At 67.7% G+C, this 16,126-nt stretch carries 3 protein-coding genes; 1 reads left to right on the top strand and 2 read right to left on the bottom strand.

What is annotated here, in order from left to right:
- Positions 1 to 2: 2 nt before the first annotated feature.
- Positions 3 to 12,902, bottom strand: a complete 12,900-nt coding sequence (locus tag BZF57_RS21015) for an autotransporter-associated beta strand repeat-containing protein (protein ID WP_156076273.1) — start codon at positions 12,900 to 12,902, stop codon at positions 3 to 5.
- A gap of 194 nt (positions 12,903 to 13,096) precedes the next feature.
- Positions 13,097 to 14,128, bottom strand: coding sequence for a chemotaxis protein CheB (locus BZF57_RS19335; RefSeq protein ID WP_086740923.1), 1,032 nt, complete (start codon positions 14,126 to 14,128; stop codon positions 13,097 to 13,099).
- Between the two features lie 271 nt (positions 14,129 to 14,399).
- On the opposite strand from BZF57_RS19335, the gene BZF57_RS19330 reads away from it, so the two are divergent.
- Positions 14,400 to 16,126: methyl-accepting chemotaxis protein (locus BZF57_RS19330; protein WP_086740922.1), on the top strand; the 1,727-nt coding region annotated here is incomplete at its 3' end.

The following is a 16,126-nucleotide window of genomic DNA, read 5'->3' as shown; positions in this document are numbered from 1 at the left end:
CCTCAGAACACGACGTGCAGGGTAGCTTTTGCGCTGTGGTCCTGGAGTGTGGAGCCGATGAGGCCGGAGTATCCGAGGGCGAGGCCGACGTTGTCGCCGAGGTCGAAGTCGGCTTCGAGGCGGGCGGCCAGCGCCACGTCGTCGAGCTGGACGCCGCTCACTGCGAACGCCTGCTGCGGTGCGGCGGCGAGCGCGAGGGTTGCTTGCGGGTCGCGGTCGCCGAGCTGCGCGCGGGCGGCGAGCGTGCCGGTCAGGCGCACCCCCTTGCCCGCGGGCACGATCGCATCGAGCCCGCCGGTGAGCGAGCCGGTGCTGTAGCTCTGTGCGCGCATGTCGAGCGCGGCGGCTCCGCCGGTCTCGCGCAGCGCGTCGAGCTTGAAGCTCCCGATCGCCCCGCTCACGAACGGCCGGATCGTGCTCTTGCCCGCCGGGATCGTCCACGCGATCTCGGCGAAGGCCTGGCGCGCATCGCCCGTCGTGCGGCCCGCCAGCGTCTCGGTAAACCCGGGCAGGTCGATGTTGCGCGAGCCTTCCAGATCGACCGCGGCGAGGTAGCCGCCCACCGCCGCGCTGAACGCGCCCGTGGTGAGCGAGGCATAGGCCCCGCCGCCCGACTGGCGCACCTCGGCCGAGGAGCCGAGCCGGTCGATCGTCACGTCGCTGGTGACGTGGAACCCGAAGGCCCCGATCCGCCAGCTGCCGCTCTCGCTCGCGCGGCCATAGTCGAGCCCGGTCGCAAAGCCGCCGCGGTCGCTGTCGAACGCAGAGGCATTGCCGTCGCTGTCACCATTGCCCCAGCCGCCGAACAGCTGGCCCCATGCGCCAAGCCCGCTCGCCGCCTCGGGCGCATCGCGCCCTGCCGCCGCCACGCTCGCCGCACGGCCGAGCACCGCCTCGCGCAGCAACCGCTCCTGCTCGATCCCCACGCCCGCCGCGGTCGCATAGACCTCGCCCGAGAGCTGGTCGAAGGCACCCGGCAGCTGGGCGGCCGGCAGGATGTAGATGTTGAACAGCGGCTGCGGGTTGTAGCCCGCCGCCACCGCGCCATCGATGCGGCTCACCACCGAACGCTGGTTGGCGGTCAGCGCCGTGGTCCCGCCGACGATGTTGGCGAGGGTGTTGGGCGCGAACCGCAGGCGCACCTGCGTGCCGGTATAGACCAGTTCGGGCCGGTAGATGATCCCGAACCCGGTCAGCCCGGTGGCATTGGCGAAGGTCCCGGTCCGCCCGCCATCGGCCTGCAGCACCACGATCTCGGAGTTGAACACGTGGGCATTGGCACCGCTGAGGTTGGTGAACGCCGCCGTGCCGTTGATGCTCGCCGTGCCGGTCGCCAGGATCAGGTCCGAAGGCGCGCCTGCGGCGATCTCGTAGACCACCGTGCTGCCCGCCTGGAGCGTGACGTTGCCCGCCACCCCGAGCGTGCCCGGGCTGGTGCCCGGCGCGATCGTGGAGCCGCTCTGCGCGATCAGCCCGCCGATCACCCCGGTGCCCGACAGCCTTGCGCCGCTCTGCACCGTCACCACCGAGCGCGCGAGGCCGCCGTTGACCCGCAGCTCGCCCACCCGCACCGTGCTCGCGCCGGTGAAGCCGTTGCTGTTGCCGGTGAGGGTGAGGAGCCCTGCGCCGGTCTTCTCGAACAGGCCCGTGCCCGCCAGCGATCCGGCGAAGGTGCCGGCCGCGCCTTGCGCGAACTCGAGCGTGCCATTGGCGTTGAGCTGGATCAGACCCTGGAGCGAGGTGGTGGTGCCCACCAGGCGCCCGCGGTTGACCAGCGTGCCGCCGCTGTAGCTGTTGGCGCCGGTCAGCGTGGTCGTGCCGGTGCCGTCCTGCACCACCACGCCGGTCCCGCTGATCACGCTCGCCAGCGTATAGGCATTGCTGCGGCTCACCACCAGCGCGCCGTTGTTGACCACCGGGCCGACGATCGAACCCGTGGTCCCGTTCTCGCCCAGCTGGAGCGCGCCTTCCGCGATCGTGGTCCCGCCGGTGTAGGTGTTGGCTCCGGTCAGGGTGAAGCGGGTCGCCCCGGTCTTCACCAGGCTGCCCGCGCCGCTGATCACGCCCGCGAAGGTCGTGTTGAGCAGCGCGCTGCCCACGGTCAGCTCGCCCGTGCCCAGCGCCACGCTGCCCGCGCCGCTCAGCGCGCCGAGGCTCGTGTCGAACCCGGCCAGGTCGAGGCTGCCGGCGGCGGTCTGGCTGAAGGTGGTGATCCCGCTCGTGGTCCCGGTCAGGGTGATCGTCCCGCTGTTGGTCACGAAGCCGTTCACCGCGCCGCGCAGCTGCGCCGTGCCGCTGTTGTCGAGCCCGGTGCCGATGGTCCCGCTCGAGACCAGCGTCCCGGCATTGTTCACGCCGCCCGCGATCGTGCCGATATTGGTCGCGCTCGCGCCCGCCGCATTGGCCAGCGCGCCCGCGATGGTGCCGGCGTTGAACAGGCTCGCGCGGTTGCTCACGCCCCCGGCGATCCGCCCGCCGCTGGCCAGCTGCAGGCCGCCTTCCTCGATGAAGGTCGTGCCGGTGTAGGTGTTCACCCCGGTCAGGGTCAGCGTGCCGCCGCCGGTCTTGACCAGCCCGCCCGTGCCCTCGATCACGCCCTCGAAGCGCGTGGTCAGGTCGTTCGCGCCCACCGTGAGGGACGCCGTGCCGAGCCGGATCGTGCCCTCGCCCGCAAGGCTGCCCATCGCGGCGTTGAAGCCCGCCAGATCGAAGCTGCCGGTCGCGGTCTGGATGAACTGGCCGGCATAGACCGTCTCGCCGATGCTGGTGATGGTCCCGGTGTTGAAGGTGGTCCCCTCGATCCGCCCGGCGATCTGCGCCGTGCCATTGTTGCCGAGGTTGCGCAGCAGGCGACCGTCGACCACCAGGTTGGCGTTGTTCACCACCGAGCCGGTGAGGGTCCCGCCCGCCAGCACCAGCGTGCCGCCGTTGACCTCGGTCAGCCCGCCATAGGTCTGGGTGCCGGTCAGGATCTGGGTGCTCGCCCCGACCTTGACCACCCCGCCCCCGGCCGAGATCACCCCGCCGAAGGTGGTCGTGCCCGAGCCCGTGCCGATGGTCAGCAACCCGCCCGCACCCAGGTTCACCGAACCGGCGCCCGCAAGGCTCGCAATGCTGGTCGCAAACCCGCCGAGGTTGAAAACACCCCCCGCCGTCTGAACCACCGCACCAATCCCCGTGGTCACACCGGTCAGCTCAAGCGTCCCGCTGTTGTTCACAAACCCGTTCAGCCCGCCGCGAACCTCCGCAAAACCGCTGTTCTGCAAACCAACGCCAATCGTCCCCGTCGACAAGAAGGTGCCTTCGTTGATCACGCCTGCCAGCAACGAACCGCTGCTGGTTGCGCTCGCGCCTGCGGCATTGAACAGCAGTCCGCGCACCGTGCCTTCGTTGAAGAAGCTCGCGAAGTTGTTGACCCCGCCCGCGATTTCGCCGCCTGCGGCCAGCCGCAGCGTTCCGGCATCGATCGTCGTGCCGCCGGTATAGGTGTTGATGGCCGTAAGGGTCAGCGTGCCGCCGCCCAGCTTGACCACCGAACCCGCGCCCGAGATCACCCCGCCGAAGCTGGTCGAGGTGCCATCGGTGCCGACCCGCAGGAGACCGCCCGCGCCCAGCTGGACCGAACCGGCGCCTGCAAGGCTGCCCAGCGTCGCCACGAAGCCGGCAAGGTTGAAGCTGCCGGTCGCGGTCTGGGTCACGGTGCCAGCGCCGAGGTTGCCCACCAGCGTCACCGCGCCGCGGTTGTCGAGCACCGCGTTGACGGTCCCGGCCAGACGCGCCGAGGCGTTGAGGCTGTTGACCAGCCCGCCCGCGAGCCGCCCGGTCGAGAGCAGTTCGCCGTTGTTGGTCACCAGACCCGAGACCAGTCCGAGGTTGTCGAACGCGGCATCGTTGCGCACCGCGCCCGCCAGCGAGGCATTGACGTCCAGCGCCAGCTTGCCGCCACTCACCGTCGTCAGGCCGGTATAGGTGTGCGCCGCCGTCAGGGTCAGGGTCCCCGTGCCGGTCTTCACCAGACCGCCAGTGCCGTCGATGCTTCCGGCAAATGAGGTCGATGCGCCATTGCTACCGACGGTCAGCGTGCCAGCGCGCAGCAGCACCGAGCCGGCACCCGAAAGGCTGCCGATACTCGTCGCAAACCCGCCAAGATCGAACACACCGCCCGAAATCTGGCTGAACGCGCCGATCCCCGTGGTCGTGCCGGTCAGGGTCACGCGGCCCGAATTGCTCACGGAACCGTTCATCGCGCCGGACAATTCGGCCACGCCGCCGACCTGGTTGGTCAGGCTGCCATTGACCGTCGCGGTGGAGGTGAAGCGACCGCTGTTGGTCACCCCCCCGCCGATCGTGCCGGCGTTCCCGGCACTGCCGCCCGTGGCGATGATGATCGATCCGCTCCAGCTGCTACCCGACAGGTTGTCGAGCACGCCGCCGGCGTTGATCCGGGCGGTGCCTGTGACGTCGCCCGCGTTGGTGATCGTCCCGCCGGTGTCGGCGGTGAGCGATTGCCCGGCGGCCAGCGAAACCAGTGCGCCAACGCGGTTGGCGAATTCGGCATTGGCGCCGCTCACCACCACGCCGCCGCCGGTCAGGGTGCCGAAGTTTTCAAACAGGCCGTTGTTGACCGCCGACAGCAGCCCGCTGGTATTGCCCCAGGCGCCGTTGTTGGTGACCGTGCCGCCCGCGTCGACCAGGAAGAACCCGCTCCACGTGCCGTTGTTGGTCGCGGTGCCCGCACCTTGCGAGAGGCCGCCGTTCCACGTCCCGTTGTTGGTGAGCGTAGTGTAGTTGGTGATCTCGCTGTTGACGGTGCCGTTGTTCGTCACCGTGCCGAGGTTGGCCATGTTGTCCGCGGTGAGCGTCGCGCCCCCGCCGATAATCGTGGTCGCGCCGGTCTGGGTGGTGACGATCCCGTCCACATCCATCGTGCCGGCGATGACAAGGCCGGTGGCGTTGGAGCTGGCATTGGTGAAGCCGGTCAGACCGGTCCAGCTCGCCCCGGCCAGAACCCGGGTCAGGCCCGAACCGCTCGACTGGCCGAAGTCGTTGCTCGACAGGTTGCCGTTGACGGTGAAGGTGCCTGCGGTGCTGATATCGCCGTTGATCGTGCCCGAAACGGTCGCGTTCGCGCCGGCGAACTGCGAGAAGCCGCCCGAGATCGTCCCGGTCGAGGTCAGATCGCCGAGGTTGATCACCCGGCCGTTGACCGTGCCGGCATTGGTGAAGGTCGCCTCGTTGCGCACCCGGCCCGCGATCACGCCGCCCGAAGCGAGGCTCAACGTGCCCGCTTCGACCCGCGTTTCGCCGGTGTAGGTGTTGACGCCGCGCAGCGTGAAGGTGCCGCTGCCGCTCTTCACCAACCCGCCCGTGCCGGTGATGACACCGTCAAAGGTGGTCGAAAGGCCGCTGCCGCCCACGGTCAGGGTGGCCGTGCTCATGTTCACCGTGCCGCCGCCCGCAAGGCTGCCGAAGCTGGTGCTGAACCCGCCGAGGTTGAACACCCCCAAGCCGCCCTGCTGGACCGAACCGATCCCGAAGGTGGTGCCGGTGAGGTTGATCGTGCCCGGGTTGATGATCGTGCCGCTCACCTGACCTTCCAGGTTCGCGACCGCGCTGATCGCGCCCAGCTCGATCCCGTTCTGCAGGCTGCCGGTCGAGGTGAAGCTGCCGGTGGTGAACACCGCGCTCGCGATCGTGCCGTTGTTGACGAGGGTCGCGCCGCCGGTGTTGAACACCCCGCCCGTCGCATCGAGCGTACCGCCGTTGGCGATCAGCAGGTTGCCGCCGAACTGGTTGGTGAAGCGCCCGTCGGTCAGCAGCGTGCCGTTGATGGTGAACGCATTGGCCGCGGTTCCCCCGTTCGAGATCTCGCCGGTGAAGTCCGCGATCGCGCCGGTGTTGATCGTCACCGTGCCCGAGGGAACGTTGAACAGCGCGCCGGTCGCAATGAGGTTGCCGGTGACGTTGAGCGTGCCCGAGTTGCTGATCTGGACAGCGTTGCCCGCAAGATTGGCAGTGGCACCGGCATTGTTGATCAGCTCGCCCGAGAGCCTGCCGGTCGAGGTCAGGGTCGCGCTGTTGCGGACGATCCCGGCGATGGTGCCGGTGTTGGCGAGCGTGCCGCCGGTGATGAAGGTGTCGCCGGTGTAGGTGTTGGCGCCGCCCAGCGTGAGCGTGCCCGCGCCGGTCTTGGTGAGCGGGCCGGTGCCCGAGATCACCGCGTTGATCGTCGCGCCCACGCCGGTGCCGGCATCGACCCCGGTCGGGCCGGTAAGCACGAGGCCCGCGCTCGAATCCGCCGCGTTGATGATGTAGCCATCGGCGCGGAAGTTCATCTGCGAGGGCGAGAGCAGTTCGCCCGAGGCGATGGTGACCGTGCCGCCGGTGCCGTCGAACGCCACGACCGAGCCGTTGCCGGCCCAGGGCCCGCTCGCCCCGCCGTTGGCGATGGTGAAGTTGGTGCCCGTGCGGCTCCAAGTGCCGCTGCCGCCGACGACCGCGCCGGTGGGCGAGGTGGTCGAGCCGTTCCAGTAGATCAGGTCGGCCGCAGCCGCGGCGTTGAGCACCACGGTGTTGGTGCCGAGCGCCAGGCCACCGACAAAGCCGCCACCCAGCGGGTTGAGCGTGAGGTTGGTGACCGCGCCCGACAGGGTGTTGTATTCGAACAGCGTGTACTGGCCCGACGTGAAGCCGCCGCCGCGCACGATGTCGATGGTGCCGCCGTTGAGGCCGAGATTGCCCGTCACGCGGATGAGGTCGTTGCTGGCCCCGCCGGCAACGCCCGCCTCGCCCAGTTCGAACACGGTGGTCGACCCGGTGTTGAGATCAAGCGCGCCGAGTGTGATCGTCCCCGGGCTGTTGCCCGCGGCAAGCGCGCCGCCGCTGTTGACGGTGACGAGGCCTGCGATCGTGCCGGTGCCGCCCAGCGTGCCGCCGTTGATGGTCACGCCCGATGCGAGCGAACCGTTCACCACCAGCGTACCGCCGCGGATAGTGGTTGCACCGGTGTAGGTGTTCGCGCCGGTCAGGGTGAGGATGCCATCCTGATGGGTCAGGCTGAGCGCGCCACCTGCACCATCCTGCAGCACCCCGGCAAAGGTCGTGTTGGCAAGCGTGTTGAACGTCGTGAGCGTGGCTGCGCCAGCTCCGCTCGTGATCGTGCCCGAGCCGGTCAGCTGGCGCAGGTTGACGCCGATACCATTGATGTCGAGCGTGCCGTCGACATTGACGCCCCCGCCGGATTGAATTCCGTGAATATTCAGATAGCTGCGCGCCGCGAAGTTAGCTATCCGGACCGTCCCCGCATCGATGCTGAGGCTGGAGGGCGGAAGATATTGGCCGTTGCTGAACCCCAGTACCACGGTACCGGTATCGCTCGCGGTGCCAAAGCGGGTTGTCGCGCTGCCGACACCGATGAAGCCGGTAAGCGTCAGCGTAGTGCCGGCCGCTGCGGAAATCGTGTTTACGGTGTTATCTGAAGTGAAGATACCGTTGCTGAGCGACACATTGGCACCGCCGCGCAAAGCGCCGCCGGACAGGATAATCGCGCCAGTGCCCGCCCCACCGGTGGTGTTGACTTGCAGCGTGCCCGCCCGGACTGTCGTGCCGCCGCTGTAGGTCTTGGCCCCCGTCAGCGTCAGCGTGCCCGATCCGGTCTTGGTGATCGAGGACGTGCCGCCAAGGTCCCCCCCGAGCGTGATCCCGTTCGCGCCGGTGTCGATGGTGCCGTTGAAGGCGGTCGAACTAAAGATGTTCAGCGTGGCCGAGGCGCCGGTGTTGGCGATGATGCCGGTGCCGCTGACATTGCTCCAGGCTCCGCTGAAACCGTTGAGATCGACCGTAGCGCCCGATGCGAGTGTGATCGTGCCACCGGCTTGCGAACCGCTCGCAAGCAAAAAGTTCAAGATACCGCTTCCGTGCCGGACAGTGCCACCATCGAAAGCAATGTTGAAAGCCGAAGTGGCGGTGCCCCTGCGCGACGAGACGATCAACGTCCCGGTGTCGGTGGCCGAACCGAAACGCACAGTCGAACCAGCGAGGGCAACTATGTCGCCCGTCAGGTTGACCGTTTTGCCTGTCTCGGCAGAGATCGCGCCCGTTGCCGCAACAAAGCGCACGGCATTGGTGAGGGTCCCATCGAAGCCGAGACGGAGGTTTCCGCCTTCCATACCGATCCGGCCCGTGCCGAGCACGCCGGCGCTTCCGGCGAAGACGTTGCCAGCTAAGATCCGTGTGCCGCCACTATAGGTGTTCGACCCGGTCAGCGTCAGCGTGCCGGCTCCGAACTGGAACAGAGTGCCAGTGCCACCGAAATTGTTGGCGATGGTGATGTTGTCGGAGCGATTGAAATTCAGCCGCGCATCGTTGGTCACATCGCCGGCGCCGAGGCTTCCGGTCGTCCCGCCATTGCCGATCTGGAGCGTCCCTCCGGAGATGGTGGTGGTGCCGGCATAGGTGTTGTCGCCGGTGAGGACGAGCACACCTGCCGCACCCTTGGTCAGCGAGCCGCTGCCCGAAATCACGCCCGAGAGGGTAAGATCGGTCAGAGACTCGGGCCTGATCGTCGCATCACCGGTGAGCGTGATGGCGCGGCCCGAGGTGAAGGTTCCGAAGCTGCCCAGCGTCGCATTGCCGATCGTCACACCCGTGCCCGCCGCACCGAGCGCCGCGTCTGCGTTGATCGACAGTGCGCCTTCGGTGATGGTCGTGCCGCCCGAATAGGTGTTGACGCCCGACAGGATCAGCTCGCCCGCCCCGATCTTCTCGAGCGGACGTGCGCCGCCGGTCTCGGAGATGACGCCGCTCTGTTCCGCGATGCCGGTCAGCACCTGGAACTGGGTGGTGTTGGAATTCAGCACGATCGGCGCATTGCTCGAAGCACCGTCGGCATAGTCGATCACCGATCCGGTGGTGGTGATCGTGCCGCCGACATTGTTCAGCCCGCCGAGGCTCAGCGTGCCGCCGCCCACGGTGACGTCGCCCGCCAGCGTGCCGGTCAGCACCAGCGTGCCGCCGTTGATGGCGGTGCCGCCGGTGAAGATGTTCTTGCCGCCCAGCGTCAGGTTGCCGCCCGCATGGATGAGGCTGACCGCGCCGCCAGTCCCGTCCTGGATCGAACCGTCGAAGGTGGTTGCAAAGGCATTGCTGGTGGTCAGCGTCAGCGGCCCGCCCGCGCCGCCGGTGATCGTACCCGATCCGCTCAGCTGGTTGATCTGGAGGCTCTGCCCGTTGACATCCAGGGTCGCGCCGGAGGCAATATTGAAGGTGCCGGTGTCACGGCCCCCCTGAGTAAGAAAGGCACCGCCGATACCGCCAATTCTCAGCGTGCCGCCGTCGATGGAAATGTTCGGCGCCGGAAGGCCCGGGAAGAGGCCGATATTGCCGTTGAAGATAATCGTGCCGGTATCGGTCGCACTGCCATAGCGCATCGTGTTGCCGAGAAGGAACGTGAAGCCGGTCGTCACAGTCCGCCCTGCCGCGGCCGCGATGGTGGCATCGGCCCCGTCCTGGAGTCCGAGCGGAATTTCGATGCTGCCGTCGAAATCGAACAGCAGCTTGGTGCCATCAGCCAGAGTGATGACGTTGCCGTTGATGTCGGTCCCGTCGCCGAGCGAGGCGGCGCTGGTCGCGCGAACGGTGCCCTGCTCGATGGTAAGCCCGCCCTTGTAGGTGCTCGCCCCCGAAAGCGTGAGGACGCCAGCGCCGCGCTTGAAGATCTGGCCGGTGCCGTCGATGACGTTGGCAACGGTGATGTCGTCCGAACGGTTGAACACCAGATTGCCGCCGAGCGTCACCCCGCCGCTCCCCAGCGTGCCGGTGGTGCCGCCGTTGCCGACCTGAAGCGTGCCGCCGGTGATCAGCGTCCTGTTGTTGGAGCTATTCTCGCCGGTGAGGATCAGCGTGCCGGGACCGAACTGCTCCAGAATCCCGATATCACCCGGAAGGACCCCGAACATCCTGTTGGCCACCACGACGTCGTCGCTACGGTTGAAGCGCAGATAGCCACGGCTCAACTGGATGTCGCCGGTACCGAGCGAACCCGTGGTGCCGCCATTGCCGACCTGCAGAATGCCGTAATTCGGATCGACTGTAGGGTTGATGGTGACGAAATCCGTCACACCGGAAAAAGTGCTGTTGCCGGTGAGAATCAGTTTGCCATTGGGTTCCGAACCGAGCCGGAAGACCCGGAATCTGGTAGCGCTCGCGCCATCCTGGATAATGCCCGAGAAGGTTGTTTCCGCAGTCTGCCTGATATTCAAGGTGGCGGGGACCGTCCCCGAATTGGTGACCGTACCCGCGCCGGACAGATCAACGGCCCCGGCGGAACGGCCCTTCAGGTCAAGCGTGGCCCCGGCGGCAATCTCGAACCCGCCCAGGGCGTTCAAGAAGATGTTTGCCGCGCCTGAGGACGCCTGAACGAAGGTTCCGCCCTGCACGATCGTCCGAAGGCCGGAATTCGTTGCAGGATTGGAAAGCTGCAACGCGACTTCGCCGGTATCACCCGCCGTGCCGATGCGCAGGATGCCCCGAGTGGTGGGAGCAGGCAGGAACAGCAGACCGGTAACCGTCAGCGTCTGCCCCGCCGCCGCGGCCAGTGTGCCGTCCGTATTGGCTGCGATCCCGACACTGTTCACCGTCAGCGAATTGCCCGCGCCGGTCTTCAGCGCGCCCGTGCCGGTAAAGCGCACGGTCCCGGTTCCGACCGCAGTCGTGCTGCCACCGATGATGGTGCCGGAGTTGATGATCGTCGTGCCGTTATAGCTGTTCGCGCCGGTCAGCGTGAGGATCCCCGCGCCGTCCTTGACCAGCGAGCCGGTGCCGCTGATGACATTGGAGACGGTGATGTCGTCGGAGCGGTTGAAGGCCAGATTGGCGTTGTTGGACACATTGCCGGTGCCCAGCGAGCCGGTGGTGCCGCCATCGCCGATCTGGAGCGTGCCGCCATTGATCGTGGTGGTGCCGCTGTAGGTGTTCTCGCCGGTCAGCGTGAAGGTACCGGATCCGAACTTGACGAGGGAAAGCTGGCCGCCGATCACCCCGGCAAAGGTCGTCGATGTGTCGTCGCCGCCGGTGGTCAGGGTGGCCGGCCCGCTGAAATCGGTAATCAGGGTGCCTGCCGCGCCTGACAGCGAACCGATCGCTTCGGAAACCGAAAGGTAGATCGTGCCCGAATTGAGGGTGACCCGCGCATTGTCGATGATCGCGTTGTTGGCCGAGCCCCCCGGAGCGCCGAACTGGACGACACCGCTGTTGATGACAAGCTCGCTGATCTCGGCATCGGTATCATAGAATCCGAGCCCGCCGATCCCGTTCTTGATGATCTTGCCGGTGCCCAGCGAGACCTGGTTCGAGAGCTCGGCGACATTGTCGCTGTAGATCGTGAGGTCGTGATCATTGGCCGTGACCCCGCCGGTAATGCGCAGCTGGCCGGTGCCGACGCTGACAAGGGAATCGGCGGCAAGCGTGAGCAGTCCTTGCAGACGGGCGCTCAGGCCGATAACCCGAAGCGCGCCGAGACCACCGACGCCGGTGCCGGAGATCGTGAAGGCTTCGTTGTAGTTGCCGGACGAAAAGAAAGAGAGCGTGGCGCCGCTCTCGACCGTGGTCCCGCCCGCCACGTTGCCGAGGGCCGCCACATTCCCGACGACCAGGGTTCCCGCAGCAACGGTGGTCTGCCCGGAGAAGATGTTCGCGCCCTCGAGCGTGAGGGTGCCCGTCCCCCGCTTCGTCAGCGAGCCGTTGCCGGAAATGATGTTGGCCAGCGTCTGGTCGGTGGCGATGTCGAAGGTCGTGGTGCCGCTGGCGATATTGACCCCGCCGACCAGCGTGCCGATGTTCGTGATCGTGTTGATCCCGGACAGATCGAGCGCGAAGGCCCTTCCGAAAGGCCCGGTTCCCAGCCCGCCCGAAATCGTGCCGGCATTGTTCAGCGTGATACCCGAGCCGAACAGGCCAACGCCTCCGGACGCACCGAAGATGGAGGCAGGATTAGGCGCGGCGCCGCTGTTGCCGCCCGTCACCGATACGCCCGCCCCGATCGAGATGGTCAGATTCTGGGCGCGAATGCCGATACCGCCGGCACCGGCGTATCCGTTGCGCTGGCTGAAGGGCCCAGTCCCGCCAGCGCCGCCCGTCCCGCCTGTTACGGCAGCATTGATGGTAACGCTCGATGCGGTCGGATTGGTGAAGACGAGGCCAATCCCGCCCCGTCCGCCATTGCCCGCGGTGCCATTCGACGTCCCTGCCGTATTGCCGCCCGCGCCCCCGGCGCCGCCCGTAATGGCGCTACCCACGGTTCCGAGCGCGCCGGAAGCGGTGATCACGGCGCCGTATCCGCCGGCCCCGCCCCCGCCGCCCGATGCTCCGCCGGAAGCAGTGGCAGCACCACCGGCACCGCCAGCCCCGCCGGTTCTGGCCGATCCGGGGAGTTCGACGCCGACGAAGCCATGGGCGCCGCCGCCGCCACCGCCACCGCCGCCGGCATTGCCGGTCAAATTGTAGTCGGCCCCGGCTCCGCCCGCAGCTCCAGGGGTGGCCCCGCCGGTGCCGCCGGCCGTTCCTGTTGCTCCGTTGCCCCCTGCACCGCCGGTGGTGCCGGCACCGCCGCCGCCGCCGCCGCCGGAACCGGCGATCGATCCGGTGCCGCCGGGAGCACCCGCTCCGCCTGCACCCGTGTCACTGCTGGCGCCCGCAGCGCCGCCGAACAGATCGGTTGCCCCCCCGTTCCCGGCGCCATCGGCTGACTGTGCATGGGCTGCCGTCGGAGCCAGCAGCATCGCCCCGCCCGCGAGCGCGGCGAAGGCCGGAATCAGTGCTGTGGTGTGCCACAAGGGGGACGTTCTGGCCGCCAGCCTCCCGCGCGAAAAAGCCTGCACGCCGACGCGACGAGTGCCGTTAGCCATCACCAATTTCCCCCCAGTTAGTAGGGGGACGTATAGGGGCTTCTACGGATCAAGAAAGTGACAAAATATCAACAGCGCCGGTTTTTGTGTTCGATTTTTGGCGGAATTCCGCCATTTTTGGCAATGATCTGGTGGCGCAGGGCCGATGAAGTCGAGCGCAATCAAGCGCTTGGTAACGATCAGTTAGCCAATTGTTAACCAGCCGCGTTAGTCGCCTCGAGGATCCAGTCGGGGATCGCTTCCTGCCGGAGATCGGCGAGGTCGAGGCCCTGTGCACGCACGGCATCATAGCGATCGCGCGGGGCATAGTCCGCGGGGCGCTGGACGAAGATCTTGCCCTTGGTCTCGGCGAGAATCGCAAGCCCGCGCACCCCGTCCGAGCCGCTGCCGGTGAGGAGGCCGCCCAGTGCGGGCAGACCGCTCCGCGCCAGACTGCCGAACAGCAGGTCGGCCGAAGGGCGGCAGCCGTTGACCGGATCGCGCTCGACCAGACGCAGACGCGGCGGCTCGCCCGCCTCGACGATCACGTGGCGCGTGGGATCATGCGCCAGCCACACCTTGCCCGGTTCGAGGCTGACCCCGTCGACCGCATCGCCCAGCTGGCACGGCAGCGAATGGCGCATCGCACGCACCGCGTTCTCGACCGCAGCGGGATCGGCATCGAACAGCACGATCGTGGGCGGGCAGCCAGCGTCATAGGCGGCGAGCACCTGGCGTGCGCTCTCGATTCCCGCCGCCCCGCAGGCGAGTGCGACAATCCGGCCGTCGGATCGATACTTCGCGCCCCCACCCCCGCCCGCAGCATCGCCGCCGCCCGGCTGCAATTCGCCCGAGGCCGCCTTCAGCACAATATCGCCAAGCTGGCGGACAGTCGCATCGAACTCCTCGCGCGAGGTGTGCAGCGGCTTGGGGAAGCAGTGCACCGCCCCCAGCTCCAGCGCGCGGCGCGCGGTGCCGGTGCCGGCCTGGGTGATCGAGGACAGCATGATCACCGGCATCGGCCGCGTTTCCATCACCTCCTCGAGGAACTCCATCCCGCTCTTGCCCGGCATCTCGACATCGAGCGTCAGCACGTCGGGCCGCAGCTTTTCGAGCTGGTCGCGGGCTTCGTCGGCGTTCTTGGCGGTGCCGCACACGGTCACGCCCTTGGCATTGTCGAGGATGTCGCAGAACAGCGCGCGCATCGCGGCGGAATCGTCGACAACCAGTACTCTCACATTGGCCATGCTTGCTCAGCCTCTCAGGAGGCGCCGCGGAGCCCGGACACCATGCGTCCGACGGCACTCGCGAGCGCGGGTCATGGCAGCCGGATAGACGTCGAGCAGCGAAGAAATTCGAAGTGGGGCGCTAGGGGCTTGCCGCTATAGGCGCGGCCGACCCTAGGGGCTTGCGCATAGGTTTCGCGAAAAGCCGCCTTATAGATCATGGGCTTATCCCGCACCCTGCAATCCGCCCGCGCCGGAACTTTGCCGCGGGGCAAGACCAGGGACCAGTGCCATGACCATCGAGAAGACATCGCGGCTGGGCGCAATGGCGCTGTGCGGCATTCTGGGGATCATCGTTCTCGTGATCGGCCTCGGGATCAATCACACCCGCGACGGCGGCGCGCTCGATGCCGAGGAGCAGCGCTTGTCCGATTTCCGCGCGGACATCCTGCCGCCGCCGATGTTCCTGGTCGAATCCTTCGCCAACGCCAGCATCATGACTATTCACCGCGATGCCTATGCCATCAACGAGGAGAAGCTGGCAAAGCTCGAACAGCAGTATTGGGACGCTGACCGCAAATGGGCGCAGAGCGCGCTTGACGATGGCCTCAAGGCCGGGCTTGCCGCCAACGTCCGTGCCAATGGCAAGGCCTTCTGGGACGAGATCAACCAGCGCCTCAAGCCTGCGGCGAAGCGCTGGGACCAGGAGGCCATGCTCGCCTCGCACCGGCGGCTGCTGACGATCTACCGCGCGCACCGCAAGGCGAATGACGATCTGGTCACCCAGAGCGAGGCGCTGTCCGCCGCGGTCGCGGACCGCAATGCGAGCACCACGGCGATGGTGCTGATCGGTTCGGCGCTGGCGGTGATGCTGCTCTCGGCGGCGCTGCTGTTCGCCTATCTGTGGGTGCGGCGCGGGATGCTGTGGCCGATGTTGGCCACCGCCGACACGATGCGCGAGATGGCCGCGGGCAATTTCGACAGCGGCATCACGACCGAGCACCGCGACGACGAGATCGGCACCATGACCCGCGCGATCGAGACCTTCCGCGCGGCGCTCAAGTCCGACAAATCGCGGGCGATTGCCCAGACGGAGATTGTCGAGACGCTTTCGACCGCGCTCGACCGGCTGGCGCAGGGAGACCTCACGTACCGGATCGCAACCCTGCCCGAAGTGGTTGTCGAAGAGGAACGCCGCAGCAAGCCGCGACCGAACCTGCGCGAGATGTACAACACCTCGGTCGCCAGGCTCGAGACGATGATTGGTACGGTCCACGCGACTGTGGGGAGCGTGCGCACCGGATCGGACGAGATCCGCGCGGCATCCGAAGACCTTGCGCTGCGCAACGAGCAGCAGGCCGCGAGCCTCGAGGAGACCGCCGCATCGGTCGGCACAACGGTCGGCCTCACCCGCCAGTCGGCCGAGAACGCCGCCAGCGCCAAGCACGCCATCGCCCAGACCCATGCCCGTGCCACCGAAGGCGGGGCGGTGGTCGGCAAGGCGGTCGCGGCGATGGGCGCGATCGAGCAGTCGGCCAAGGAGATCACCCAGATCATCGACGTGATCGACGGGATCGCTTTCCAGACGAACCTTCTGGCGCTCAACGCAGGCGTCGAAGCGGCGCGTGCGGGCGAGGCGGGCAAGGGCTTCGCGGTGGTCGCCAACGAGGTGCGCGCCCTCGCCCAGCGTTCGGCCGAGGCGGCGCGCGACATCAAGGCGCTGATCGACAAGTCGACCGCCCATGTGGGCGACGGGGTGAGCCTGGTCGGCGAGACCGGCACCTTGCTCGCCGAGATCGTCGCGCAGGTCGGCTCGGTCACGGCGCAGGTGAACGAGATCGCCGAGACCGCGGCCGCGCAGGCGTCGAACCTCGAACAGGTCAATGTCGCGGTCGGCAGCATCGACCGCATGACCCAGCAGAACGCCGCGATGGTCGAGCAGGCGACCGCCGCCACCCGCAGCCTCTCGAGCGAGGCCCAGCGCCTCGGCGAGCTCGTCGCGCAGTTCCGGGTGAGCAA

The sequence above is a fragment of the Erythrobacter colymbi genome, assembly GCF_002155685.1.
Classification (GTDB): domain Bacteria; phylum Pseudomonadota; class Alphaproteobacteria; order Sphingomonadales; family Sphingomonadaceae; genus Erythrobacter; species Erythrobacter colymbi.
This window is presented reverse-complemented; position numbering and strand designations above follow the sequence as displayed.